Origin of the sequence: Aeromonas sp. 1HA1 (assembly GCF_029237385.1) — a bacterium.
Taxonomy (GTDB): domain Bacteria; phylum Pseudomonadota; class Gammaproteobacteria; order Enterobacterales; family Aeromonadaceae; genus Aeromonas; species Aeromonas popoffii.
Map to the genome: position 1 here is coordinate 1 of NZ_JAACGC010000067.1, position 23,453 is coordinate 23,453.

Sequence of the window (23,453 nt, forward strand, 5' to 3'; positions counted from 1 at the left end):
AATTTGCCTGGCGGCCATAGCGCCGTGGAACCACCTGATCCCATGCCGAACTCAGAAGTGAAACGCGGTAGCGCCGATGGTAGTGTGGCATTCGCCATGCGAGAGTAGGACACTGCCAGGCACCCAATTAAACAGTGATGTGAAGAATCACGTCATTGGCCGAGAGGATGACACCTCTGATAATCGGCAGAAGATTTAGCGAAAAGCTAACCAAATAGCGGAGCGGTAGTTCAGTTGGTTAGAATACCGGCCTGTCACGCCGGGGGTCGCGGGTTCGAGTCCCGTCCGCTCCGCCAGTAACAAGAAGCCCAGTCTAACGACTGGGCTTTTTTCGTTTCCGACCATTCGACACCCGCTTTTACCATTATCCCCCCCCCCTCTTCCTTTCTCTATGCCGAGCCATCTTGATGATCGCCGCTGGCTTTAGTTGTCGTTATAATGGCCGCCCTCAAGCAAGGTGATGGTATGACAGCAGAATATCTACAGCGATTCGGGGGCATTGCCCGTCTTTATGGTCAGAGCGCACTTGGCTCCTTCAGTCAGGCCAGGGTCTGCGTGGTGGGGATCGGCGGGGTAGGCTCCTGGGCGGCGGAGGCGCTGGCCCGTGCCGGCATCAACCAGATCACCCTGATCGACATGGATGATATCTGCATCACCAACACCAATCGCCAGATCCACGCCATGCAGGGTACGGTTGGTCGCCTCAAAACCGAGGTGATGGCAGAGCGCATTCGCGCCATCAATCCGGATTGCGAGGTGATCGAGGTGGATGATTTCGTCACGCCCGACAACCTGGCCGAGCATATCAAGCGGGAGTTTGACTATGTGGTGGATGCCATCGATTCAGTCAAGGCCAAGGTGGCGCTGATTGCCTTCTGCAAGCGCAACAAGATCCCTGTGATTGTGGCGGGTGGTGCCGGCGGGCAGATGGATCCGACCCAGATCACTGTGGCCGATCTGGCCAAGACCATTCAGGATCCGCTGGCGGCCAAGGTACGCTCGGATCTGCGCCGGCTGCACAACTTCAGCAAGAATCCTGCTCGCAAGTTCGGGGTGGAGTGTGTCTTCTCAACCGAGCAGTTGAGCTACCCGGATGGTCAGGGTGGCACCTGTCAGGCCAAGGCGGCCAGCGATGGCTCCATGAAGATGGATTGTGCCTCTGGCTTCGGGGCCGTGACGCCGGTGACGGCGACCTTTGGGCTGGTTGCCGCCTCCCGGGTATTGAAGAAGATTGCCGAACGGGGCGCTAGAGCCGAACGTCTGGCAAGTGAAACGACAACAGCGATAGAAGCACCCTTGGCCAGTGATCAGGCCGACGCCTGATCCCGGATTGCCAACACGATAGCCCTGAGCCCGTTACCCCGTGACGGGCTCAGGTGTTTTTCCAGCCCCAGCTCGGTGAAATAAGCCTCCATGTCAAAGGCCTGAATCACTTCTGCGGATTGGTGGTTGAGCGCCGCCAGTACGATGACGATGAGGCCGCGGACTATGCGGGCATCGGAATCACAGGCAAAGTGCCAGCATCCATCCTCGGAGCTCTCTCCTTTTAGCCAGGCCAGGCTCTCGCACCCTTTGAGGCGAAACTCCTCCTGCTGCCACTCGGGCGGCAGTGCAGGCAGCCGCTTGCCGAGCTGGATGATGAGCCGGTACTGGTTCTCCCAGCCGTGAGCGGCGGCAAACTGCTGGCGGATGGTGTCGGCGTTGGGCTCAAGGCCGATTTGGGTATAGGTTACGAGGCTGTTCATTCGGTGGTTTGCCTTAGAAGAAGTCACTGAGTTTGTGCAGGGCGGCCAGCAAGGCGTCGACATCGTCCCGATTGTTGTAACAGGCCAGTGAGGCGCGCAGGGTGCCGCCGATCCCGAGTGATTCCATCAGTGGCATGGCGCAGTGATGGCCGACTCGCAGGGCGATCCCCTGCATATCGAGCAGGGTGGCGGCATCTTGCGGGTGGATATCCTCCAGCAGGAAAGAGACCGCTCCGGCACGTTGGTCGGGCTCGCCGACCAGACGCAGCCCCGGCACCTGCTGCAAGCCAGCGACCAAATAGTCGGTCAGCGCCTGCTCATGGCTGGCGAGCCATTTCCGGTCTTGCCCCATCACAAAGTCGACGGCGGCGGCGAGGCCGATAGCGCCAGCAATATGGGGGGTGCCCGCCTCGAACTTGAAGGGCAGGGTATTGAAAGTGGTGCCGCTGAAACTGACTCTGTCGATCATCTCGCCGCCCGCCTGCCAGGGCGGCATGCGTTCCAGCAGTTCGGTTCTACCCCACAGCACACCGATCCCGGTTGGGCCATAGAGCTTGTGGCCGGAGAAGGCGTAGAAGTCGCAACCAATGGCCTGCACATCCACTTCAAGATGAGCCACCGCCTGGGCGCCGTCGATCAGCGTCACGGCGCCCACCGCTTTGGCCGCCGCCACTATCTGTTCGACCGGATTGACGGTACCGAGGGCATTGGAAACGTGAGCCACGCTCACCAGCTGGGTCCTTGGCCCCAGCATAGCGTGATAGGCGGCCAGATCGAGATCGCCCCGCTCATCGAGGGGAATGACCCGGATAACCGCGCCGGTGCGCTGGGCGACCAGTTGCCACGGGACGATATTGGCGTGGTGCTCCAGCGTGCTGAGGACGATCTCGTCCCCCGCCTTGAGCTCGCTCATTCCCCAGCTTTGGGCCACCAGGTTGATCGACTCAGTCGTTCCACGGGTCCAGATCACCTCGCGGCTGTGGGGGGCGTTGATGAAGCGGGTGACCGCCTCGCGGGCGGCCTCAAAGGCGCGGGTAGCGCGACCACTCAGGGCATGGGCGGCGCGGTGCACGTTGGCGTTGTCGGCCCGATAGTAGTGCGCGATGGCATCCAGCACTGCTTGCGGCTTCTGGGTGGTGGCGGCGTTGTCCAGATAGACCAGAGGGTGGCCGTTCACCTCCTGCGCCAGGGCCGGAAACTGGCCGCGCAGTCGGGCGTGCTGTTGCTGATTCATGCTCCCCTCGTCATCATCTGGAAAAGTCGGCCATGATCCTGAAAATGGCGCTCGAACACAAGGCGCACGATGCTAGCCGACTGATGGTGTGTGGCGCAGCGATGCGGCTCACCCGCTGATTTCTGTTACAATGCCGCCCCTCATCATAAGCCAAGAGATCCGGCCCATGAAGCTCAACCCCAATCAGAACGAAGCGGTCAAGTTTGTCTCCGGCCCTTGCCTGGTGCTGGCGGGAGCCGGATCGGGCAAGACGCGCGTCATCACCAACAAGATCGCCTACCTGGTACAGCAGTGTGGCTATAACGCCCGCAACATAGCAGCCGTCACCTTTACCAACAAAGCGGCGCGGGAGATGAAGGAGCGGGTCGGTCAGACCCTGGGTCGCAAGGAGGCGCGGGGACTCATGGTCTCCACCTTCCACACCCTGGGCCTCGATATCATACGCCGTGAGCACAAGAGTCTGAATCTCAAGGCTAACTTCTCCCTGTTCGACGATACCGACCAGCTGGCGCTGCTCAAGGAGCTGACCGAGGCTGAGCTGGATAATGACAAGGACAAGCTGTCGGCCCTCATCAGTCAGATCTCCAACTGGAAGAACGACCTCATACTGCCGGCGCGCGCCATGCGTATCGCCCAAGGGCCGGAAGAAGTACTGATGGCCCAGCTCTACGAGCGCTATCACCGCCAGATGGTGGCCTACAACGCGCTCGACTTCGATGACCTTATCGTGATGCCGACCCTGCTGCTCAAGAGCAATGACGAGGTACGCACCCGCTGGCAGAACAAGATACGCTACCTGCTGGTCGATGAGTATCAGGACACCAATACCAGCCAGTACGAGCTGGTGAAGCAGATCGTCGGCGAGCGGGCTCGCTTTACCGTGGTGGGGGACGATGACCAGTCCATCTACTCCTGGCGTGGCGCCAAGCCGCAAAATCTGGTGCTGCTCAACGAAGACTTTCCGAGCCTCAAGCTCATCAAGCTGGAGCAGAACTACCGCTCCAAGGGGCGCATTCTGAAATGCGCCAACATATTGATCGCCAACAACCCCCACGTGTTCGACAAGGCGCTCTTCTCCGAGCTCGATTACGGGGTGCCGGTCAAGGTGCTGTTTGCCAAAAACGAGGAGCACGAGGCGGAGCGGATCGCCGCCGAGTTGATGGGCCACAAGTTCATGAATCGTACCCGCTTCAAGGATTACGCCATCCTCTATCGTGGCAACCATCAGTCGCGCATCTTCGAGAAGGCGCTGATGACCAACCGCATCCCCTATCGCATCTCGGGCGGCACCTCTTTCTTCTCCCGTACCGAGATCAAGGACATCATGGCTTATCTCAAGCTGCTGGTGAATCCGGACGAGGACACCGCCTTCCTGCGGGTGGTCAATCTGCCACGGCGGGAGATAGGTCCCACCACGCTCGAAAAACTGGGTCAGTATGCCAACCAGCGCGGCAAGAGCCTGTTTGCCGCCAGCTTCGAGCTGGGGCTGGAGCAATCGCTCTCCGGCCGTGGTCTGGTGGCCCTGCAGGCCTTCACCAACTGGCTGGTGCGACTCGGCGATCAGGCGCAGCGCGGCAACCCGGTGGAGGCGGTGCGGGACATGATCAAGGAGATCCACTACGAGGAGTGGCTCTACGAGACCTCCCCCAGCCCGAAGGCGGCCGAGATGCGGATGCAGAACGTCTCCACCCTCTATCGCTGGATCACAGAGATGCTGGAAGGGGATGAACTGGAGGAGTCGATGACGCTCGCCCAGGTGGTGACCCGTCTTACCCTGCGCGACATGATGGAGCGTAACGAGGGGGAGGATGATGCGGATCAGGTGCAGCTGATGACACTGCACGCCTCCAAGGGGCTGGAGTTCCCCTACGTCTTCATGGTGGGGATGGAAGAGGGCCTGTTGCCCCACCAGACCAGCATCGATGAAGACAACGTGGAGGAAGAGCGGCGTCTCGCCTACGTGGGCATTACCCGCGCCCAGACCGAGCTCACCTTCACCCTCTGCAAGGAGCGGCGCCAGTATGGTGAATCGGTGCGGCCCGAGCCGAGCCGCTTCCTGCTGGAGCTGCCTCAGGACGATCTGGAGTGGGAGAACCAGAAGAAGGTGACGGCCGAGGAGCGCCAGCAGAAGGGGCAAGTCGGGGTTGCCAACCTGAGGGCGCTGTTCAAGAAGGATTGAGCCGGCGGCTAGCCACGCTCACCCTTGGTCTGGGTGAGCAGGGGTGTGATATCGGCTCCCGGCATGGGGGGGGAGATGTAGCGCCCTTGTCCCATCAGGCAACCCATGTCGATCAGCTTCTGTAGCTGTTGCTGGTTCTCGATCCCTTCGACCACCAGGGTGAAGTCCAGATCCTGGCAGATATCGCGCATGGCGCGGATCAGCGCCAAATCCTTGGGGGATTGCAGCATGCGATGGGTGAAGCTGTCATCCACCTTGATGTAATCCACCGGGAAGTGGAACAGGGCGTTGAGGGAGGAGAAGCCGGTGCCAAAATCATCCAGACTGATCTGAATGCCCTTGGCCCTCAGCTCGTGCAGGGAAGTGAGGGCGTCGGAATCTTGCCGCGACAGCTCCCGCTCGTTGAATTCAAAGATCAGATAGCCAGGCGCTATCCCCTCGGTTTCTATGATGTCCATCAGCCGCATGATCTGCTCGTGATTGACCAGATGCTTGCCGGAGAGGTTGATGGCGACCTTGAACTTGCACTGGCCTGAGATGGGCAACCACGCTTTCAACTGTTGGCAGGTGTGGCGCAGTATCTGGTAATCCAGCTCTTGAATGAGGCCGCACTGTTCCGCCAACGGGATGAAGTCGAAGGCATCCTTGAGCACCCCCTCTTCGGTGATCCAGCGTGCCATCACCTCCAGTCCGGTCAGGCGGCTGTCCTTGAGCCGGATCACCGGCTGGAAATAGGGCAGTATGCGGCCCTCCCGCAGGGCCTTGGCCAGCATCTCTTCTGGTGAAGCCCAGGTCTGGGCAGAACACTCCTCCGAATAGCTGACGATGCGACTGCGTCCGTTGCGCTTGGCCTGATACATGGCCAGATCAGCCTGATGCAGCAGTTGGCTGATGTCGGTGGTCTGCTCCGATACGCTAGCCACCCCGAGGCTGACCGTGATGCTCAGCTCGTTGCCTTGCAGCCGGAAGGGATAAGAGAGGCGGCTGATGATGCGGTTGAGCACAGGGCTGATATCCTCCTCGTTTTTGCTGCTATCCAGATAGATGACGAACTCGTCCCCTCCCAGTCTGGCCACCATGTCGTTTTGCCGGATGCAGCTTTGCAGGCGGCGGCTCATCTCCTTCAGCAGTTGATCGCCAGCGCCGTGTCCCAGGGTGTCATTGACTTGCTTGAAGTGATCCAGATCGATGAAGATCAGCGAAAACCCGGGTGACTTGTAACGGTGGAAGTGGGTCATGGCGTGGTTGAGGTGGTTCATCAACAGGGCGCGGTTGGGCAACTGGGTCAACGGATCGTGCAGGGCATCGAACTGAAGCCTGCGTTCCTGTTCCTGATGCTGCTTGAGCTGCTTCTGCAATCTGAGGTTGGTCTGTCGCAGCTGTTGCAGGCGTTGATTGATGGAGTCTTCCGAGTTGATGTCGTGCAGCTGTTGACGGATCCGTCTCAGCTCCAGCAGCAGGGTCAGCTGGCTGCGCAAGAAGTCAAGGAACAGCCGATCGTCCGTCTCCAGCAGCTGCGGGGTGCTGATGATGAAATGGGCAAAATATTGCTGCTGTAGCCGCAGGGGTTGGCTGTACCAAAACAGCTGCTCCTTATGCTGCTCTATGTTGTTGGTGCTGTGGCACATGCCCGCGATGAACTCATCGCCGTGCAGCGGCAGCTCGGGATAGATCTTTTCCAACTGGTGGCTGTCGATGCGTACCAGCAGCACGTCCTTAATGGCCAGCATCTGGCGCAGCACGGCTTCCAGTTGGGAGAACAGGGCCTGGCTGGGCAGGGTATTGGCCAAGCGAATGATGCGATTGATGCTCTCGATTTTTTTCTGCCAGTCCGGGTCCTTGCGGATGAGCGGAGAAGCCAGCTCCGAGAATTGCGAGCCGGCCTGGGTTTCATTCAATCGTGTGGCGAGGCACTCCAGCAGCAAGCGTAGGGTGGGTAGCTCCTTGGGCTGGCTGCAGGCCAGCAACCACTGCACCTGACCATGTTCGATGGGAAATACACACCAGCCCTGGGCTTCATCAAGTTGGGTTAGCTGTTCAGTGAGCAGTGACGCTTCCAGCCCCAGCTGCAGTTTGAAACTATCGGAAATCTGATGTTCACATACCCAGTGCAGCCCAGACTCTGACAACCCCAGCATGCCGAAATGCTGCAGCGGGCAGAGCTGGTCCAATTGCTGGATCAGGGTGTCGTACTCTTTGGGCGTGGCAGAGGAGGGGGCAGGAAAATCCATAATGGCGGACATTAACGCCAGCAAGGGAGTCGAATACTGTGATGCTCTGGGTTGCGCTGACATAGAAACTCCCAATGTGCCTACCCTACAAAGAGTAGTCGGAAGTGAACAGATTGAAAGGGCCGCAAGTGCGGCCCTTTCAATCACTTAGAGCTTGTCGATCATGTAGTGAATGGCGTTTTCGATCTCTTCATCGCTACAGGTGGCGCAAGTCCCCCGTGGCGGCATGACACCCGCCTTGCCAGTGAAGCCTTCGATGGCATGTTTCTTCAATGTATCGATGCCTTGGGCGATGCGTGGTTCCCACACTGCCTGGTCGCCGCGTTTGGGGGCACCGGCAATACCCATGTCATGACAGGCAAAGCACGCACCCTTGTACACGGCCTCGCCATCACGTGGGCCGGATGGTGCTGCCGCCACAGGAGCTGCGCCTGCGGTCGCAATCCCTTCCAGATCCTTGGCGGTATAGACTTGACCGACAGGTTTTATCCGTTCGGCAATCGCTTCCGGCGACATATCATCGGCAGCAAACACCACGCCGGACAGACTGGCAGCCGTCATCCCGACAACCAGCAAATAGCTCAGTTTTTTCAACACGCTCATGTACTCCCAGCAGGCTTTTATTATCCCTAGAAAACGACGGGATTATAACCGAATAGTTACAGCCATTTAAACGCTTGTGTGTGAAGTGTTAAGCACTCTGCGTGCAAAGTTTCTTCGTCAGATCACAAACTGGCGAGGAGAGGCGCAGAAAAAGAAACCCGGTCTTCACCGGGTTTCATGGGATTGAGCCGCCGGGAGGCTTATTTATCCCAGCTGAGGATCACCTTGCCGGACTGGCCGGAGCGCATGGCATCGAAGCCCTGCTGGAAGTCATCGATATCAAAACGATGGGTGATGATGGGGGACAAATCCAATCCGGACTGTATCAGGCTGGCCATCTTGTACCAGGTCTCGAACATCTCGCGACCGTAGATCCCTTTGATAAACAGACCCTTGAAGATCACCTTGTTCCAGTCGATGGCCATGGTGGCAGGCGGGATGCCGAGCATGGCGATCTTGCCGCCGTGGTTCATCTTATCGATCATATCCTGGAAGGCGCTGGGTACGCCGGACATCTCCAGCCCCACGTCGAAGCCTTCGGTCATGCCCAGCTCGGTCATCACGTCGGAGAGTTTTTCCTTGGCCACGTTGACGGCGCGGGTGGCGCCCATCTTGCGGGCCAGATCCAGCCGGTATTCGTTGACGTCGGTGATCACCACATGGCGGGCGCCCACGTGGCGACAAACGGCGGCAGCCATGATGCCGATGGGACCCGCGCCGGTGATGAGCACATCCTCACCCACCAGATCGAAGGAGAGGGCGGTGTGCACCGCATTGCCAAAGGGATCGAAGATGGCAGCCAGCTCGTCCGGGATGTTGTCTGGCAGCTTGAAGGCATTGAAGGCCGGGATCACCAGATATTCGGCGAAGGCGCCCGGGCGGTTGACGCCGACCCCAATGGTGTTGCGGCACAGATGGGTGCGGCCTGCACGGCAGTTGCGGCAATGTCCGCAGGTGATATGGCCTTCGCCGGATACCCGGTCTCCCACGGCGAAGCCGCGGACTTCCTGGCCGATGGCGACTACTTCACCGACATATTCATGGCCAACCACCATGGGCACCGGAATGGTCTTCTGGGACCAGTCGTCCCAGTTGTAGATGTGGATGTCGGTGCCGCAGATGGCGGTCTTGCGGATCTTGATCAGCAGGTCGTTGTGGCCGAGTTCGGGGGCCGGTACGTCCGTCATCCAGATGCCGACTTCTTTGTGCAGTTTGGAGAGTGCTTTCATGGTTGTTCCTTCATGCCAGTCAATCACGATGAATGCAGAAAAAAGGGGCTGCAGCCCCTTGATTCAAATCAGATAACGCCGAGTTCACGGCCGATGCGGATGAAGGCGTCGATCGCCTTGTCCAGCTGTTCGCGCGTGTGGGCGGCAGACATCTGGGTGCGAATGCGTGCCTGACCCTTGGGCACCACCGGGAAGGAGAAGCCCACCACATAGATGCCGGCAGCCAGCATGCGGCTCGCCATCTCGGAGGCGAGTTTGGCATCTCCCAGCATCACCGGAATGATGGCGTGGTCGGCCCCCGCCAGGGTGAAGCCGGCGGCGCTCATCCGCTCGCGGAAGTAACGGCTGTTCTCTTTGAGGCGGGCGCGCAGGTCGTGACCGTCGGCCAGCATGTCGATCACCTTGATGGTGGCGGCGACAATGGAGGGGGCCAGCGAGTTGGAGAAGAGGTAGGGGCGGGAGCGCTGACGCAGCCAGTCGATCACCTCCTTCTTGCCGGAGGTGTAGCCGCCAGAGGCGCCGCCGAGTGCCTTGCCCAGGGTGCCGGTGATAATGTCGACCCTGTCCAGCACGTCGCAATATTCGTGGGTGCCGCGACCGTTCTCGCCGATGAAGCCGACGGCATGGGAGTCATCCACCATCACCATGGCATCGTATTTGTCGGCCAGATCGCAGATGGATTTGAGGTCGGCGATGACCCCGTCCATGGAGAAGACGCCGTCGGTGGCGATCAGTTTGAAGCGGGCGCCATCGGCATCCGCCTGTTTGAGCTGGGCTTCCAGCTCGGCCATGTCGTTGTTGGCGTAGCGATAGCGCTTGGCCTTGCACAGCCGCACGCCGTCGATGATGGAGGCGTGGTTGAGGGCATCGGAGATGATGGCATCTTCGGCGCCGAACAGGGTCTCGAACAGGCCGCCGTTGGCATCAAAGCAGGAGGAGTAAAGGATGGTGTCCTCGGTGCCGAGGAAGGCCGACATCTTCTGCTCCAGCGCTTTGTGCTGGTCCTGGGTGCCACAGATGAAGCGCACCGAAGCCATGCCGAAGCCATGGCTGTCGAGCCCCTGATGGGCGGCGGCGATCAGATCCGGGTGGTTGGCCAGCCCCAGATAGTTGTTGGCACAGAAGTTCAGTACCTGCTCACCGCCGACGGCGATGCTGGCTTGCTGGGCGGAGGTGATGATGCGCTCCTGCTTGTACAACCCCTCAGCTTGCACCTGGTTCAGTTGCTCGGTCAGGTGACGATAGAATCCGTTAGACATCCTCGATCCTTATTGGCTATTTCAGCTGCGTATCAACAGAGGGCAACATTTTACTGCAATCTGTTGCGGCAAATTCAAATGATTGTGCTGATATTCAACAAGTGTGAAACAGATCTCACTAAGCTGGTTGGGCCAGCTGACGGTAGTGTTGTTCCAGCTGCTGGATCTGTCCGGCCACCTGCGGTTGGATATAGGGGCGCAGCAAAAATAGTACCTTCAACACCCCCTGATAGAGCAGCGGTTTGGTGATGCGGGTATTGGGCGCCTGGGCAATCTGGAAAGGGATCCAGCAGGTCACCACCATCTTGATGGTCTGGCCCAGATCGGGCAGGTCTGCGTCGTTGACGTCTATGATGCCCCCTTCACGCAGGCTCCTGAGCAGGGCGACCACGGAGGAGCGCATCTGTTCCTGGGCCTTGAGGTACTTCTGCTGCAGCGGTTCGTCGCGGCTCAGAATGTCCGGCAGGTTGGCGTAGAAAAAGCGGAACTGCCACATCAGATAGAAGATGGCATCCAGATAGCCCATCAGGTTTTCCAGCTTGATTTCGTTACTGCGCGCGGGGGTGAAGCTCTCGCTCAGGTGGCGGGCGTATTGATCAAAAATCGAGTGGATGATGTCTTCTTTATTCCTGAAGTGGTAATAAAGGTTGCCAGGGCTGATGCCAAGATGGGCGGCAATGTGGTTGGTGGTGATGTTGCGCTCACCCTGATCGTTGAACAGCTCGGTGGCGCTGTGAATGATCCTGTCTCTGGTTTTCATCACTGTTCCCTCTGGCGGGCCCGTTGCATCAAGGTCGAATCCCCTTGCGGCCCGTGATAAACTTTTCGGCAATTTCAAATTGGTTCACTATACACAGCTTTAACAAGCAGTCACACGTGACCATCAACGTACGCGAGGCAAACTCCATGATCGTAGTAACTGGCGGTGCTGGCTTTATCGGCAGCAATCTGGTCAAGCAGCTGAACGCTCAAGGACGGACCGATATCGTGGTCATCGATGACCTGACCGATGGCACCAAGTTCGTCAATCTGGTCGATCTGACCATTGCCGATTACATGGATAAGGACGAGTTCCAGGCGCGGATCGTCTCCGGCGACGAATTTGAAGAGTGGGGCGACGGCATCGAGGTGATCTTCCACGAAGGCGCCTGCTCCGCGACCACTGAGTGGAACGGCAAGTTCATCATGGAGGTCAACTACGAGTACTCCAAAGATTTGTTCCACTACTGCATCGAGCGGGAGATTCCGTTCATCTACGCCTCCTCCGCCGCGACTTACGGTGGCCGCAACGACAACTTCATCGAAGATCCCAAGTTCGAGCAGCCGCTCAACGTCTATGGCTACTCCAAGCAGCTGTTCGACCAGTACGTGCGCCGCTGGATGCCGGAGATCAACTCCCAGGTTGTGGGTCTGAAGTACTTCAACGTCTACGGTCCGCGTGAGCAGCACAAGGGCCCCATGGCTTCCGTTGCCTTTCACCTCAATACCCAGGTGAAGAAGGGAGAAAAACCCAAGCTGTTCGAAGGTTGTGACGGTTTCCCGAACGGCGGCCAGATGCGTGACTTCATCTATGTGGATGATGTCTGCAAGGTGAACCTCTGGTTCTGGCAGAATCCGCAACACTCCGGCATTTTCAACTGCGGCACCGGTCGTGCCGAGCCGTTCCAGAACGTGGCCGAAGCCGTGATCCAGCATCACCAGAAAGGGACTATCGAGTACATTCCCTTCCCGGATCACCTCAAGGGTCGCTATCAGAGTTTCACCCAGGCAGACATGACCAAGCTGCGGGGTGTCGGTTATGATGCCGAATTCAAAACCGTTGCCGAAGGGGTCGCGGATTACATGGCCTGGCTCAACCGCTAACGGGTGAGCACAACGCGACCGTTTGAGCGCAAAACCGGAAGCAGACACTCGCTTGCTTCCGGTTTCTGGCGTCTGGCACGGCTTGTCGTTCCTCTCTTCTCCACCGGGTAACCGCGCAATGAATGTATTGATGGCACTCTCCCAGCTCGAAGTGACGGGAGCTGAGGTCTATGCCACCACGGTCGGTAACGAACTGACCCGGCGTGGTCACAACGTTTTTTATGTTTCAGATACCCTGACCAAACCGACCCTTGGTCCCGTCTTCAAGCTTCGATTCAACAAGCGCAGCATACTGCGCCGCTTCTGGCACGTATTTTACCTCATCTATCTCATCAAGAAGCACCATATCCAGTTGGTGCATGCTCACTCCCGCGCCTCTGGCTGGAGTAGTTATGTGGCCTGCAAGCTGACCGGTACTCCCATGATCACCACGGTGCACGGTCGCCAGCCGGTACACGCGTCACGCAAGGCGTTCCACGCCCTTGGCTATCGGGCGGTTGCCGTCTGCGAGGATATTGCCCACCAGATCATCGACAACCTGGGGGTGGATCCCCAGATTGTGCAGGTGCTGCGCAACGGTATTGAAACCGACAAGTTTCAGCCCGTCCCCGCGCCGGATAATCCCAAGCCGGTGATCGCCATCATTGGGCGGCTGAGCGGCCCCAAGGGGGAGCTCTGCTATCGCCTGCTGGACGAGGTACTGGATCTGGATGCCTGTCAGGTACGGGTGGTGAGCGGCAGCCAGTTTCCCGAGCGTTTCCACCGCTTCCAGCACCAGGTCGATTTCGTCGGTTATGTGGACGATGTCCCTGCCTTGATGGCGGGATGTGATTTGGTGATCGGTGCTGGCCGGGTGGCGATGGAGGCGCTGCTGTGCGGGCGCCCAGCGTTTGCCATCGGTGAGGCCAAGGCAATTGGTTTGGTGACTGAACAGAATCTGGCAGAGGCGCTGGCGAGCAACTTTGGTGACATAGGCCCCAAGGATCTGGCGATCAACTTCACCACCTTGAGGGCAGAGATAGCGCTCGCGTTGACCAGCAAGCGTGTGCCTGAGGCCATTCGCCTGTGCATTCAGGATGAGTTCGGCTTGCAGGGGGTTGTATCCGGGCTGGAAGCTATCTATCAGGATGCGGTGGTGGAGACCCTGCGCCGTGAGATGCCGGTCATCATGTACCACCGTTTCATCGAGCATGACAGCGAGAAGGGGGTGCATGGTACCTGGATGCCGATCGCCATGTTCGAGAAGCATCTGCGACTGATGAAGTGGCTCGGCTACGAGACCCTGACGTTCCGTGATCTGGCAGACAAGGGTTTTATCCATCGCCTTGAATACGGCAAGAAGTACCTGATGATCACCGCCGATGACGGCTATCAGGACAACCTGACGCGCATGCTGCCACTGCTGGAAAAATATGGTTACAAAGCTGTGGTGTATGTGGTGACCGGAGAGGCATATAATCGCTGGGATGTGGAGCACCCGACCAACCCGGATTCCCAGGTTTCCTTGATGAATGGGGAGCAGATAAAGGCCCTTGTGGCCTCAGGCCATGTGGAGATCGGTGGCCATACCCTGACTCATCCCCGTCTGAGTCAGCTTTCATCCGAGCAACAAGCTCATGAAATACAGGAAAATAAACGTCAGCTGGAAGCCCTGCTCGGTTATTCGCTGGTCTCGTTTGCCTATCCGTACGGAGATATGAACGACAGTGCCAAGGAGCAAGCCATCGCCGCCGGGTATCGTTTTGCCGTCGCGACTAACAGTGGTCCCAGAGCAATGCATCAAGATCCTTACCGGATCCGGCGCATCGCCATTTTCCCTCGTACCGATGTTTTTGGGCTGTGGCGTAAGATCCGCGGGAATTATGTTTTTAGAAAGGCATGATTATGACGCTAGTTAAAAAATACGTTCATCGAATTAGCATTGTACTCTGTTCAATGACGTTGTTTTTCACATTGTGTGGGCTATTTATTGTTCCATTAGGCCAACATTATTTGACTAAGTTGCTGGTTTTATCATCCATAATAGGGGTGATAAATTACTTTGTAGGGAATAAAGAGCTGATTGGTGTATCAGCAAAAAATCTTTACTGGTGCGTGTTAATTTACATTGTGGCAATTGGCATCAGTAGACTGGTTCACGATGATGAAAGCTGGTTGATAAGGAACTTGTTATATATTTTGGCATTCTTCTTATTAATGCCAAGAGAGGCCGTTTTGGTTAGTGTATTCAAACTGGGTTCCCTGGTCGGTGGGATTGCGATTGGTTTGCTTGCTATATGGCAATATCATAATGGAATGCTTCGGGTTGAAGGGTTTACCAATGCTATCCTGTTTGCTCAAGGTGCACTTATTTTGGCCATCTTGAATAGTTTTTTCGCACAGGAATCATCATCTCTTTTGGTTAGATGTCTTTATATTATTAGCTCGATATTTGCAATTTCAGCTATATATCTATCTCAGAGTCGAGGTGCATGGCTGGCACTGGTCGTCGTAGTTACATTTGTACTTTTTGTTAAAGCTATAAAAGAGCCAATAAAATATTTTTCGTGGTTTTTAATACTATCTTGCGTGCTGGTAATTACTTTCTATGAGAGTGATATGTTAAGAGCCCGGATTCTCGAAAGTATTTCTGAAGTTAATATGATGGAGAGCAACGACTATACATCATCATGGGGACTAAGATTAATGGCTTGGAGGAGTGCCTGGGCTGGGTTTGTTGATAACCCATTGCTAGGTGTTGGGTTGGATGGATTTAAAACCATGCAGCAGCAACAACTCTTGGATGGTATAGTAAATAAATTTTATGTTGATTATGGCATGTATCATGCTCATAACCAATTTATTCAGAATATGGTAATCAGAGGCATTTTGGGGCTGCTAGCAGCATTGGCCATATTGGTTTATCCGATGTGGTTATTTTGGCAACAATCAAAATTGGTCTCTGTAGGTTTTATAATTACACTGAGTACATTTGTTTGTGCTCTTACTGATGTTCCGATAGAACACCAAAACACTCTTTATATATATTTGATTTCTTTATTTTTTATCTTTTTTAAGAACGAAGGCAGATTCAATGAAAAGGTTGTCTTATGACTAAACGCCTTTTGTTTTTTATCCATTCTCTAGGTATGGGGGGGGCTGAAAAAGTACTGCTCACATACGTAAAAGGATTGGTGGATAATTATGAATACCATATTACTATTGTTACCAACGAGGATAGTAGTGAATATGTTGTTGCTAAGGAGATCGCCAAGGTAGCAGAGGTAGTTAATCTCGACTTTAAAATGGGTAATTCATTTTTTGCAAAATTGAATGGGTCAATAAAAAAGCGACATGCTATTAATAAATTGGTTGAGAGTAGCGATCTGGTAATTGATTTTCTTGATGGCGATTTCTTCAAGTATTTCAATGATTGCCCTAAGCCAAAGGTGATGTGGTTACACTCAAGTTTTTATAACCTTGAGGGACGTAAACGCCATATGCGAAAGCGGTGCGCAAGTTATGATAGAGTGATCCTGATCTGCCAAGATATGCTTGCAGAACTTCAAAGAGAGCAGATGAGTTGGTTGAAGAATGCTCATGTTTTATATAATCCTTTCGATTTCTTACGAATTATTCATCAGTCTGAGCAATATGAAGAAAACTCTGCGTTAGACAGGAAGCTGCTGCAGGAGGAGTATATCTTGAGCGTCTCTCGTCTAGATGAGCAGACCAAGGATATTGAGGGGCTGATCCTGGCTTATGCCAGAGCACTGGATGGTGGGCTGAATAAAAAACTGGTTATCATCGGTGATGGCCCAGATAGGGAACATCTAATATCGGTAGCCGAAAAATTGAAATTGCATGATCGAATTCATTTTATCGGGCTTAAAGCCAACCCTTATGTATGGATGAAGCATGCTGATACCTTCGTGCTGAGTTCCCGAGGGGAGGGATTTGGTCTGGTATTGGTAGAGGCGCTATTGTTGTGTGGCAGGGTTATTTCTACCGATTGCCCTGTTGGTCCCAGCGAGGTCCTTGAGCGGGGGCGGCTTGGTACCCTGGTTCCTATGGGGGATGTATCAGCATTGACAGATGCACTTCTCAATCCACCCTCTAAAATATCGAATATTGATCTTAATAAATATTCAAGCGAGAGTGTCTTGCGAGAGTTTGATATGATGTTGCGAGAGCTTTTATAGACTATTTTCTCACCCTTATTCACTGGATGAGGGGTTTCTGAACGGTAGATAACATGATCCCAGTTTTTGTCATCAGTCTTTCCCGTAGCGCCGAACGCCGAGAGATGGCGATCAAGCAGATGAAGCATCTAGGCATTGAGTTCAGCTTTTTTGATGCCATTGATGGCCGTAATTTGACGGAGGAAGATGTTGGGCTTGTTGATATGGTTGCAGCCAGGACCTTTTCAGGCCATGAACTGAGTCATGGCGAGATAGGGTGTGCACTGAGCCATATCAAGCTCTACGAGATGATGGTGGCAAAGGGAATCGAGCGTTGCGTCATTCTGGAAGATGACGCTTACCTACACATGCACTTCAAAAAAATCGTTGAAAGGATAGTCTCATGCAACAGCTCTGACATTGCTTTTCTGCACCATGGCAAGGCTAAAAAGTGGCCTCTTTTGCGAGCCCTGCCAGAGGGTTACCGGCTTGCCAAATACAGGACGCCCAGCAAACACTCCAAGCGTGCTGTGTTGTCTGCTGCCGGTTACATGTTGACGCTGAGTGGGGCCAAAAAATTATTGGCCAAGGCCTATCCGGTGCGAATGCCTGCGGACTACCTGACGGGTCTCCTGCAGCTGACTGGCCTGACCGCTTCCGGCGTTGAGCCCTGCTGTCTGGATGTGGATCTCTTTACCACCACGATTGATGATCGGGCTTATGGCCACTATCTGGAATAAGCATGGGTTGAATAATAATGCCTCTGTCATGGCAGTGGATAGCCCTGACAGCACGGGGTAAAAGATAGGCTGTTGCATTCTGGATAACGTATGAATTTCAAAAAATTGCTCATCAATCAGATTGCCAAGTGGATGATTGGCAGGCAGCCTCTTGCCATTCCTGGTGCGGTAGAAGTGGAACCGACCCGCGTTCTGGTGATTTGTTATGACGCCATCGGCGACTTCATTCTCTCCCTGCCCGCCATTGCCCGGCTCAGGGAGATGTACCCCGCCGCTCGCCTTGAGCTGGTGTGCAGCCGGCGCAACGAGAGGCTGGCGGCCTCGGTCGCCGGGATCGATGAATGCCATGTGATCACCTTGAACGATACCCTGTTATCGGCGGGTATGTGGTGTAAGCTGCGTGAGCTCAGGCACCGGCAGTATGACATGGTCATCAACCTGTTCGATGAGCCCGATGACATTGCCATGGCCAAGCTGTTGTTTCTGGCCAATGGTCGCCTGCAGTCATTGCCCTTGCGTTTCAAGAGCGAAGCGCAGCAGCGGGTGCTGCCACTGTTCAACCAAAAGGCCACCATAGTATCGTCACGCCCCATCCGGGAGCATTTTGTCTATCGCATGCTCAGCGTGACAGGTGATCAAACGCATGTGCCGGTTACTATACCGTCACCTTGCAATGAGCAGCTGGATACCCATGCTTATGGCCCCTATCTGCTGGTTAATCTGACGGGTAGTCAGGTGGGCAATTCGATGGTGGATCAGCAAATCAACGGTATTCTGGCCCAATTGCCAGTGTATCCGGGGGTTTCCTACCTGGTCTTCTCCAAGCGCCCTCTGGCATGTCAGCGGCAGGATATGACAGCTCTGTTTCCCGACACCATTCTCGATGCCGCCAAGATCATCAAGGATGCTCGGGGTGTCATCTCGACGGATACCTCTATCATCCATATCTCGTCTTCGTTCGGGGTGCCCACTCTGGTGTTGATGAACAACGAGTCCTGGCGCGATGCGTTTATTCCGCTCTCTGGCCGCAATATCATCCTGAGATCGACCACGGATAACCTTTCCGCACTTTCGCCTGTCGAGATCAGCCGTCAGGTCGATGTCCTGATGACACTGTAGTGGTGTCAGACTGTTATCATATCTTCCCAATTCAACGGCCATCCTGGTAGATTCATGTCATTAATCAACGATCTGCAACTCAAGCGTGACATTCTTCGCCGCAAGGTGGGACGGTTTCTGTTTGATCGAAAACGGCCTGAACCCACCAGGGATAGCGAGGGAAAAGTCGTTCTGCTGCGCTGGGATGCCAAACTGGGCGATGCGATCGTCTCGTCCTGGGTGGCCCGTGAGCTAAAGCGAGTCAACCCGGCACGTGAGGTATGGATCGTGACAACGGCAGCCATGGCTCCCCTGTTTCGCGAGCATTTCGGCATGGATAGGGTCATCGAGGTGCCCAAGCGCCCCGGTTATTGTCAACTCAGGCGGCTGGCACAGTCACTGGGGGAGGTCGGTTGCCTGGTTCACTTTGGCAAGATGTTGAAGATGAAGGATATCTTTTTCATCAGCCAGGTCAGGGCAGATTGGGTCGCTGGTATGGATGATGCCCTGCAGGCTATCAATCTCAAGCTGGGAGCCGCGTCCAGCGGCATGCACTTCTCCGACAAGTTTGCCCTGCTGTTGAATCGACTTGGGGTGGCAGATCCGGATCAGCGCTACATAATCCCGGCTCCGGGCCAGGAGGCATCCGTTGCGGGCTGGTGGCCCGATGATGTCGTGCTCTGCTTCAACCCTTATGGCAGCGGCAGCTCTCGCCGTCTGAAGCCCGAGCTGATCCGGCAGATGCTGGAGAGGATGCTGGACGCTTGCCCATTTGCTATCTGCCTGCTTTATCCACCAGGCATGGAGGCTGAAGTAGCGGGGATCCGGGCTGGGCTCTCCCGACCCGAGCGGATGGTATTGTCACCCGATGCGCCTTCGCTGGCGGGCCTTTTCGCCCAGGTGCGCCAGAGTCAGGGCCTCATCTCGGTGGATACGGCGACCATACATATCGCGGCCGGGTTGGAGCAACCCATTCTGGGTCTCTACAACCCGGATATAGGGGGCGGCAACGAGAATTTCATGGAGTGGCATCCCAATTCCCCACTGGCGACCGTCCTGTTCTCGGAGAATCTCCGTGAACAGGACATCAACTCTCTCAACCTGACCGAGTTCGACCGGCTATTCAGGCAGTGGTTGCTTGCCAATCAGGCAGCGCTGTCAGTCGGGCAATCACCAGTTCAGGCGTGATGGCGCGCAACAGGGTGTCGTCGATGAAGTCCTTCTCCGCATTTTGCGGCAGCTGGAAGGCCGGCCCCTTGGCATCGAAGATATCAATGGCCTGATAGCGGGGGTGGTTGACCGGGTTGGCAATGATCTTGTCGCCGCCGGGGGCCACTATGGTCAGCAGGGGCAGGTCGATGGCCTGGGCCATGTGGCGGGGGCCGGTATCGTTGCCGACAAACAGTTGGCAGTGGGCGAACAGCCCCACCAGCTCACGCACCGAGCGGGTCTTGATCTGATCAAACACGCTGCCCTGCAAGGCGGTGGGCAGCAGCGGCTTGAGACCGCGGTTGTACTCCTCTTCCCCTGGCCCGCAGTAGATCAGGATCTGGGCGTTGTGCTGTTCGATGAGCCACTGGGCAACCTGGGCGAAGCAGTCGATGGGCCAACGTTTGTAGTGCCCCAGCGAGTTGACCCCCATGGCGATCAAGGGCCGAGCGAGATCGATGCCGGCCGCCTGCAAGGTTTCACGTCCCTGCTGTTTCTCCTCCTCGCTCAGCCAGAGATGGTAATTACGATCTTCTTTGGCCAGGTTGAGGGGCTTGAGCAGCGAGAAGCGGTCGTCGATCAGGGTACTGTTACCCTGGAATTCGGTGTCTTTGCGAAAGCGTACAATGCGGTTGTGGCCGAGCCGCCAGGGGAAGGAGTCAAATCCTATCCGCAACCTGGCGCCGGAGAAGAGGCAGGTCAGCAGGCCTATCATCTGGCCCTGGCTGTTGACCACCACGTCATAGTGTTCGCGGCGGATATCCAGCAGCAGGTCCTTCATGTAGCGCCAGTCGTTGCGTCTGGCTTTCTCTATGATGAGGAGTCGATCAATATTGGGATTGCCCTGCGCCATACCCGCGCAATAATCCATGACCAGATAGTGAACTTCCCCGCTTGGATCGTTCTGCTTGAGGTTGTTGCACAGCGCGGTGGAGATCAGCACATCCCCTATCTGTTTGGTTTGTACTACAAGGTATTTCATAAGGCGGGCCTCAATAGAGGTCGTTGTTGGGCATCAGCGTGACAGCATACCGCACAAGCGAGTCAGATGCTGTCGGACAGGAATGAAAATCCGATCTGGCTCAAGCCAATAGCGGTGTGGTGCAGGCATGGAGTAGAAGCCCGTCGTTGACGGGCTTCTTGCATCCATTACTCTATGTTCTGGATCTGATTACATGCTGGACTATAAATAGCTATAAAAATCATATGCATGATGTAATTTTTATTATTTTTTAAGAAAAAACTACCCAAAATACTACCCCAGCAATGGTGATAGCCCCCTGTTTATGCTGAACCATCCCCACGCTGGCCAAGTGGAGGTGGGAAAAGTGGGAAACCGGGAAAAACTGTGCCTGGAGGTGAGGTTGCAATGGTTGGTGCTTATGTTTTGTCTCTGGCCAGGATTCATTTCACTTGGTTGACGACCGAGTTAAACGCTGCGCTCTGGTGCTGAGGCCATCCAGAATCGAGTCAGCAATCTGGGTGGGAAATGTATCTGGTAACTGCTGACGGACGGCCGAGATCACTTCATCCAGACTACTTGCCATTTCGTTTAGGATTATTTCCATTTGCACCTTCTCAAATCCAACCGCTTTGGCAGTCTGATAGAAATGGCGAGGAAATATCTGCTCTATCGCATATTTCTTGCCCTTGGTCGCGGTCAGGCCCATGGCCAGCTTTGCATCGCGTGGGTGTAGACCTCGACCACCAAACGCGGGATACATGGATAGGATGTCGTAAAAAGGGGTCAGGCGAAAACGCCCTTCCGGTTCGATAAAGACCGAGAAGTTCTTGGCATGGTCATCGGTGGCCGCCAGCAGCCAGAACAGGACCTGAGATTTCATGAACAGGTAGCGATCCTGTTCTGGTGTCGCAGAGCCCAGCAAAGTTTTCATGATGTCAGTGATCCCCGGTCCGCCATGGCTCTCGTATTTCCGTGCTGACGGAACATTCAATACCTGACAGAAATCTTCTTGGGGAAGGCGCATGATCCAACTGCGATCTGTAGCGTAACGTCTGTCGAAGCGTTCCACCGCAAGTGCTTTGACTTGGCCAACCTGCATCATGAAGCAGTGAGGTACGGGTAGACCAAACTCCTTGGCAATCAGAGTGCAGAGATATTCGTTTTCTACGCTCTGGGAGAGGTCTATCGAGTAGGAGTGGCTTTCAATCTTGCCTATGGGGAGTTTGATAATGTGGGTTGTCGGTGTTGCGTTGAGTGGCAAGTACCAACGGCCATCGAGATAGAGCAGCGCTGTCTTTTCTTGCGCCCCGGCGATGGAGATCCGGAACTCCTCTTGCTCCCTGACCATACCCAAAGGGATTCCTGATTTGTAGCTGGTCAGGATCTGTTCCAGTTCATCATTGGAAAGGGCCTTGTAGTCGATTCGCCTGACATCAGGAACATGGTCCCCTTCGGTAACCAGCTGTAATGCCCCTACGCTATCCTGGCCAATGCAACTGAGCAGATCAAAGGGCTGGGTTGATGCCGCTTGATAGCGTGCAACAACCCTGTTCCTCACCTCCAGATTATCTGGCAGCAGGTTGTCGAAGAAGTTATGGGCTTCATCGCCCCGGTAGGCCTGATGGCGCAATGGCATGGAGAGTGAGATGGGACGGCAACCTGACTGTGCCAGCCAGGACTCATGGTACTGAAACTGATGGGCACCGCTGGTAGTTTTGGTGAATGTGCCTACCCGATAGCCGTTCATGTAGACAGCCAGATTGGCCATTACCACTCCTCCTTCCAGCCTGTTATAGGGCTGTCGGATGACTCATTGCGGGGTTTGATATCCAGTGACAATTCGAGTGCTGCGAGGATTTTGAACAGGGTCTCCAGCTTGGTGGACTCAGGGTTGAGCTCGAAGCTGGAGACAGTGTCTTGCCTAATTCCCACTTTCTCGGCCACTTTACCCTGGGAGAGCTTTTGTGAAAGCCTGGCATCCTTGATACAGGCGCTCAGCTGCTTGGCGCTGGTTACTTTCATGATTCGACTACCTGGTCGCGTGCGTTCTTCCAATTTACACGCTATGGCAGGTATATCAATGTTTACCTGTTACAGCGGGTAAATATTTTTTACACGCCACAGGCGGTATTTAACATTTATCCCCTATAGCGGGTAAGAGAACAGCAAACGGGGGGATGACGTCGAAATTTCAATCAATATGGGCAGCCAACCAGTCGAGACCTTGCTCTGCAAACGTGAACAGCTGGTCGCTATAGCCAGGATTGTGAGGGACGCTACGCATTATCGTGCAGCAAACCTACCGATCCTGACTGAAGTATGTGGGTGGTCTGTATCAAGCGTTCAAAGACAACTCAAAAGCGATCTATTGGTGAAGGCGCAGACTTGAAGTGTGTTCCGTCGGATCAAAAGGCTACCGAAAGGTCGTGTTTTGATGCCGTGCGATGGTTCCAAAAAGGTATGCCCTTCAAAAAGCATTCAGCGCAACATGGTGATGCCATTGCCAGACGTTTCCTTGACCAGAAGGCTCGCCATCAAGAGCTGCTCTCCTTGTTGCTTTATGAGTCTGAAATCAACAAAACTCGGCTGATTTTATGAGAGAATCTTGAGCAATATTGTCCCCCCGACCGGAAGAGTGCTCATGGCCGAGATCAACAAAGCGACCCTCACCGAAGCCGACATCATCTCCAAATACCTGCTGCCTGCCATCAAGGCGGCGGGGTGGGATGATCTGACCCAAGTCCGCCAGGAGGTGAAGCTGCGGGATGGCAAAGTGGTGGTGCGCGGCCAGATGGCGGCACGTAAAAAGGTCAGTAAGCGCCGTTAAATCGACCTACTTGCCTTTACCGTATTGCGCCACTTTTTTTGCAATCGGCTCCAGCGGGACGTTCCATGGCAGCAGGGCTTCGAGCTTTTCCAGGGTATCGGCCTCGCCAATC

General features: G+C 55.3%; 20 protein-coding genes, 1 tRNA gene and 1 rRNA gene. 12 read left to right on the plus strand and 10 right to left on the minus strand.

Annotated elements, in window-relative coordinates:
- Positions 1-6 precede the first annotated feature (6 nt).
- The 3 genes from rrf (at position 7) to tcdA (ending at position 1,323) form a co-directional block, all read left to right on the plus strand.
- A 5S ribosomal RNA gene (gene rrf, locus GWQ22_RS17250) occupies positions 7-121 on the plus strand.
- Positions 122-219: 98 nt separating this feature from the next.
- Positions 220-296: transfer RNA gene (locus GWQ22_RS17255), tRNA-Asp, on the plus strand.
- A gap of 169 nt (positions 297-465) precedes the next feature.
- The gene (tcdA, locus tag GWQ22_RS17260) at positions 466-1,323 is read left to right on the plus strand and encodes a tRNA cyclic N6-threonylcarbamoyladenosine(37) synthase TcdA (protein ID WP_212514844.1); all 858 of its coding nucleotides are present in this window, start codon (positions 466-468) and stop codon (positions 1,321-1,323) included.
- Here tcdA and GWQ22_RS17265 read toward each other — a convergent pair.
- A complete protein-coding gene (locus GWQ22_RS17265) occupies positions 1,308-1,745 on the minus strand; it encodes a SufE family protein (protein WP_275931066.1) in 438 nt (145 codons plus the stop codon). The two genes, tcdA and GWQ22_RS17265, sit on opposite strands and share 16 nt — an antisense overlap.
- 13 nt (positions 1,746-1,758) lie before the next feature.
- Complete coding sequence (locus GWQ22_RS17270) at positions 1,759-2,979, minus strand: SufS family cysteine desulfurase (protein WP_275931067.1); 1,221 nt, start codon at positions 2,977-2,979, stop codon at positions 1,759-1,761.
- 166 nt (positions 2,980-3,145) lie between these two features.
- Between GWQ22_RS17270 and rep the strand changes: the two genes are divergently transcribed.
- Positions 3,146-5,158: a DNA helicase Rep gene (gene rep / locus GWQ22_RS17275; protein ID WP_042035850.1), complete on the plus strand. Its 2,013-nt coding sequence runs from the start codon at positions 3,146-3,148 to the stop codon at positions 5,156-5,158.
- An 8-nt stretch (positions 5,159-5,166) separates the two neighbouring features.
- Here rep and GWQ22_RS17280 read toward each other — a convergent pair whose 3' ends face one another.
- The 5 genes from GWQ22_RS17280 to GWQ22_RS17300 all read right to left on the minus strand — a co-directional run bounded on the left by GWQ22_RS17280 (position 5,167) and on the right by GWQ22_RS17300 (position 11,240).
- Positions 5,167-7,452, minus strand: coding sequence for an EAL domain-containing protein (locus GWQ22_RS17280; protein WP_042035851.1), 2,286 nt, complete (start codon positions 7,450-7,452; stop codon positions 5,167-5,169).
- An 84-nt stretch (positions 7,453-7,536) separates the two neighbouring features.
- A complete protein-coding gene (locus tag GWQ22_RS17285) occupies positions 7,537-7,992 on the minus strand; it encodes a c-type cytochrome (RefSeq protein WP_275931068.1) in 456 nt (151 codons plus the stop codon).
- Between the two features lie 200 nt (positions 7,993-8,192).
- Positions 8,193-9,221, minus strand: a complete 1,029-nt coding sequence (gene tdh / locus GWQ22_RS17290) for an L-threonine 3-dehydrogenase (protein ID WP_108537302.1) — start codon at positions 9,219-9,221, stop codon at positions 8,193-8,195.
- Positions 9,222-9,289: 68 nt separating this feature from the next.
- Complete coding sequence (locus GWQ22_RS17295) at positions 9,290-10,480, minus strand: glycine C-acetyltransferase (protein WP_275931069.1); 1,191 nt, start codon at positions 10,478-10,480, stop codon at positions 9,290-9,292.
- 118 nt (positions 10,481-10,598) lie between these two features.
- Complete coding sequence (locus GWQ22_RS17300; protein ID WP_042035855.1) at positions 10,599-11,240, minus strand: TetR/AcrR family transcriptional regulator; 642 nt, start codon at positions 11,238-11,240, stop codon at positions 10,599-10,601.
- A gap of 146 nt (positions 11,241-11,386) precedes the next feature.
- On the opposite strand from GWQ22_RS17300, the gene rfaD reads away from it, so the two are divergent.
- The 7 genes from rfaD (at position 11,387) to GWQ22_RS17335 (ending at position 19,529) form a co-directional block, all read left to right on the plus strand.
- Positions 11,387-12,343, plus strand: a complete 957-nt coding sequence (gene rfaD, locus GWQ22_RS17305; RefSeq protein ID WP_042036026.1) for an ADP-glyceromanno-heptose 6-epimerase — start codon at positions 11,387-11,389, stop codon at positions 12,341-12,343.
- A gap of 118 nt (positions 12,344-12,461) precedes the next feature.
- Positions 12,462-14,225, plus strand: coding sequence for a polysaccharide deacetylase family protein (locus GWQ22_RS17310; RefSeq protein ID WP_275931070.1), 1,764 nt, complete (start codon positions 12,462-12,464; stop codon positions 14,223-14,225).
- Between the two features lie 2 nt (positions 14,226-14,227).
- Positions 14,228-15,436, plus strand: a complete 1,209-nt coding sequence (locus GWQ22_RS17315; protein WP_275931071.1) for an O-antigen ligase family protein — start codon at positions 14,228-14,230, stop codon at positions 15,434-15,436.
- Positions 15,433-16,524: a glycosyltransferase gene (locus GWQ22_RS17320; protein ID WP_275931072.1), complete on the plus strand. Its 1,092-nt coding sequence runs from the start codon at positions 15,433-15,435 to the stop codon at positions 16,522-16,524. Before GWQ22_RS17315 ends, GWQ22_RS17320 begins: the two co-directional genes overlap by 4 nt.
- Positions 16,525-16,577: 53 nt before the next feature.
- The gene (locus GWQ22_RS17325; protein WP_042035859.1) at positions 16,578-17,243 is read left to right on the plus strand and encodes a glycosyltransferase family 25 protein; all 666 of its coding nucleotides are present in this window, start codon (positions 16,578-16,580) and stop codon (positions 17,241-17,243) included.
- A 90-nt stretch (positions 17,244-17,333) separates the two neighbouring features.
- Positions 17,334-18,362 (plus strand): lipopolysaccharide heptosyltransferase family protein, encoded by a 1,029-nt coding sequence (locus GWQ22_RS17330; protein ID WP_275931073.1) that lies wholly within the window; start codon positions 17,334-17,336, stop codon positions 18,360-18,362.
- Between the two features lie 54 nt (positions 18,363-18,416).
- Positions 18,417-19,529: a glycosyltransferase family 9 protein gene (locus GWQ22_RS17335; RefSeq protein WP_275931074.1), complete on the plus strand. Its 1,113-nt coding sequence runs from the start codon at positions 18,417-18,419 to the stop codon at positions 19,527-19,529.
- Here the strand turns inward: GWQ22_RS17335 and GWQ22_RS17340 are convergent.
- From GWQ22_RS17340 to GWQ22_RS17350, 3 genes are all read right to left on the minus strand, one after another.
- Complete coding sequence (locus tag GWQ22_RS17340; RefSeq protein ID WP_275931075.1) at positions 19,465-20,532, minus strand: glycosyltransferase family 9 protein; 1,068 nt, start codon at positions 20,530-20,532, stop codon at positions 19,465-19,467. The genes GWQ22_RS17335 and GWQ22_RS17340 overlap by 65 nt on opposite strands.
- A 427-nt stretch (positions 20,533-20,959) precedes the next feature.
- Positions 20,960-22,282 carry a type II toxin-antitoxin system HipA family toxin gene (locus GWQ22_RS17345; RefSeq protein ID WP_275931076.1) on the minus strand — a complete coding sequence of 441 codons (1,323 nt, stop codon included), beginning with the start codon at positions 22,280-22,282 and terminating at the stop codon, positions 20,960-20,962.
- Positions 22,282-22,536, minus strand: coding sequence for a helix-turn-helix domain-containing protein (locus tag GWQ22_RS17350; RefSeq protein ID WP_275931077.1), 255 nt, complete (start codon positions 22,534-22,536; stop codon positions 22,282-22,284). Before GWQ22_RS17350 ends, GWQ22_RS17345 begins: the two co-directional genes overlap by 1 nt.
- A 619-nt stretch (positions 22,537-23,155) precedes the next feature.
- Here GWQ22_RS17350 and GWQ22_RS17355 point away from each other — a divergent pair.
- On the plus strand, positions 23,156-23,341 hold the full coding sequence (locus tag GWQ22_RS17355) for a hypothetical protein (protein WP_275931078.1): 186 nt from the start codon (positions 23,156-23,158) through the stop codon (positions 23,339-23,341).
- Positions 23,342-23,453 lie beyond the last annotated feature (112 nt).

Excerpts from the sequence above, each read along its gene's own strand:
- tcdA (WP_212514844.1), top strand. The coding sequence starts at position 466 with ATGACAGCAGAATATCTACAGCGATTCGGGGGCATTGCCCGTCTTTAT.
- GWQ22_RS17265 (WP_275931066.1), bottom strand. The coding sequence starts at position 1,745 with ATGAACAGCCTCGTAACCTATACCCAAATCGGCCTTGAGCCCAACGCC.
- GWQ22_RS17270 (WP_275931067.1), bottom strand. The coding sequence starts at position 2,979 with ATGAATCAGCAACAGCACGCCCGACTGCGCGGCCAGTTTCCGGCCCTG.
- rep (WP_042035850.1), top strand. The coding sequence starts at position 3,146 with ATGAAGCTCAACCCCAATCAGAACGAAGCGGTCAAGTTTGTCTCCGGC.
- GWQ22_RS17280 (WP_042035851.1), bottom strand. The coding sequence starts at position 7,452 with ATGTCAGCGCAACCCAGAGCATCACAGTATTCGACTCCCTTGCTGGCG.
- GWQ22_RS17285 (WP_275931068.1), bottom strand. The coding sequence starts at position 7,992 with ATGAGCGTGTTGAAAAAACTGAGCTATTTGCTGGTTGTCGGGATGACG.
- tdh (WP_108537302.1), bottom strand. The coding sequence starts at position 9,221 with ATGAAAGCACTCTCCAAACTGCACAAAGAAGTCGGCATCTGGATGACG.
- GWQ22_RS17295 (WP_275931069.1), bottom strand. The coding sequence starts at position 10,480 with ATGTCTAACGGATTCTATCGTCACCTGACCGAGCAACTGAACCAGGTG.
- GWQ22_RS17300 (WP_042035855.1), bottom strand. The coding sequence starts at position 11,240 with ATGAAAACCAGAGACAGGATCATTCACAGCGCCACCGAGCTGTTCAAC.
- rfaD (WP_042036026.1), top strand. The coding sequence starts at position 11,387 with ATGATCGTAGTAACTGGCGGTGCTGGCTTTATCGGCAGCAATCTGGTC.
- GWQ22_RS17310 (WP_275931070.1), top strand. The coding sequence starts at position 12,462 with ATGAATGTATTGATGGCACTCTCCCAGCTCGAAGTGACGGGAGCTGAG.
- GWQ22_RS17315 (WP_275931071.1), top strand. The coding sequence starts at position 14,228 with ATGACGCTAGTTAAAAAATACGTTCATCGAATTAGCATTGTACTCTGT.
- GWQ22_RS17320 (WP_275931072.1), top strand. The coding sequence starts at position 15,433 with ATGACTAAACGCCTTTTGTTTTTTATCCATTCTCTAGGTATGGGGGGG.
- GWQ22_RS17325 (WP_042035859.1), top strand. The coding sequence starts at position 16,578 with ATGATCCCAGTTTTTGTCATCAGTCTTTCCCGTAGCGCCGAACGCCGA.
- GWQ22_RS17330 (WP_275931073.1), top strand. The coding sequence starts at position 17,334 with ATGAATTTCAAAAAATTGCTCATCAATCAGATTGCCAAGTGGATGATT.
- GWQ22_RS17335 (WP_275931074.1), top strand. The coding sequence starts at position 18,417 with ATGTCATTAATCAACGATCTGCAACTCAAGCGTGACATTCTTCGCCGC.
- GWQ22_RS17340 (WP_275931075.1), bottom strand. The coding sequence starts at position 20,532 with ATGAAATACCTTGTAGTACAAACCAAACAGATAGGGGATGTGCTGATC.
- GWQ22_RS17345 (WP_275931076.1), bottom strand. The coding sequence starts at position 22,282 with ATGGCCAATCTGGCTGTCTACATGAACGGCTATCGGGTAGGCACATTC.
- GWQ22_RS17350 (WP_275931077.1), bottom strand. The coding sequence starts at position 22,536 with ATGAAAGTAACCAGCGCCAAGCAGCTGAGCGCCTGTATCAAGGATGCC.
- GWQ22_RS17355 (WP_275931078.1), top strand. The coding sequence starts at position 23,156 with ATGGCCGAGATCAACAAAGCGACCCTCACCGAAGCCGACATCATCTCC.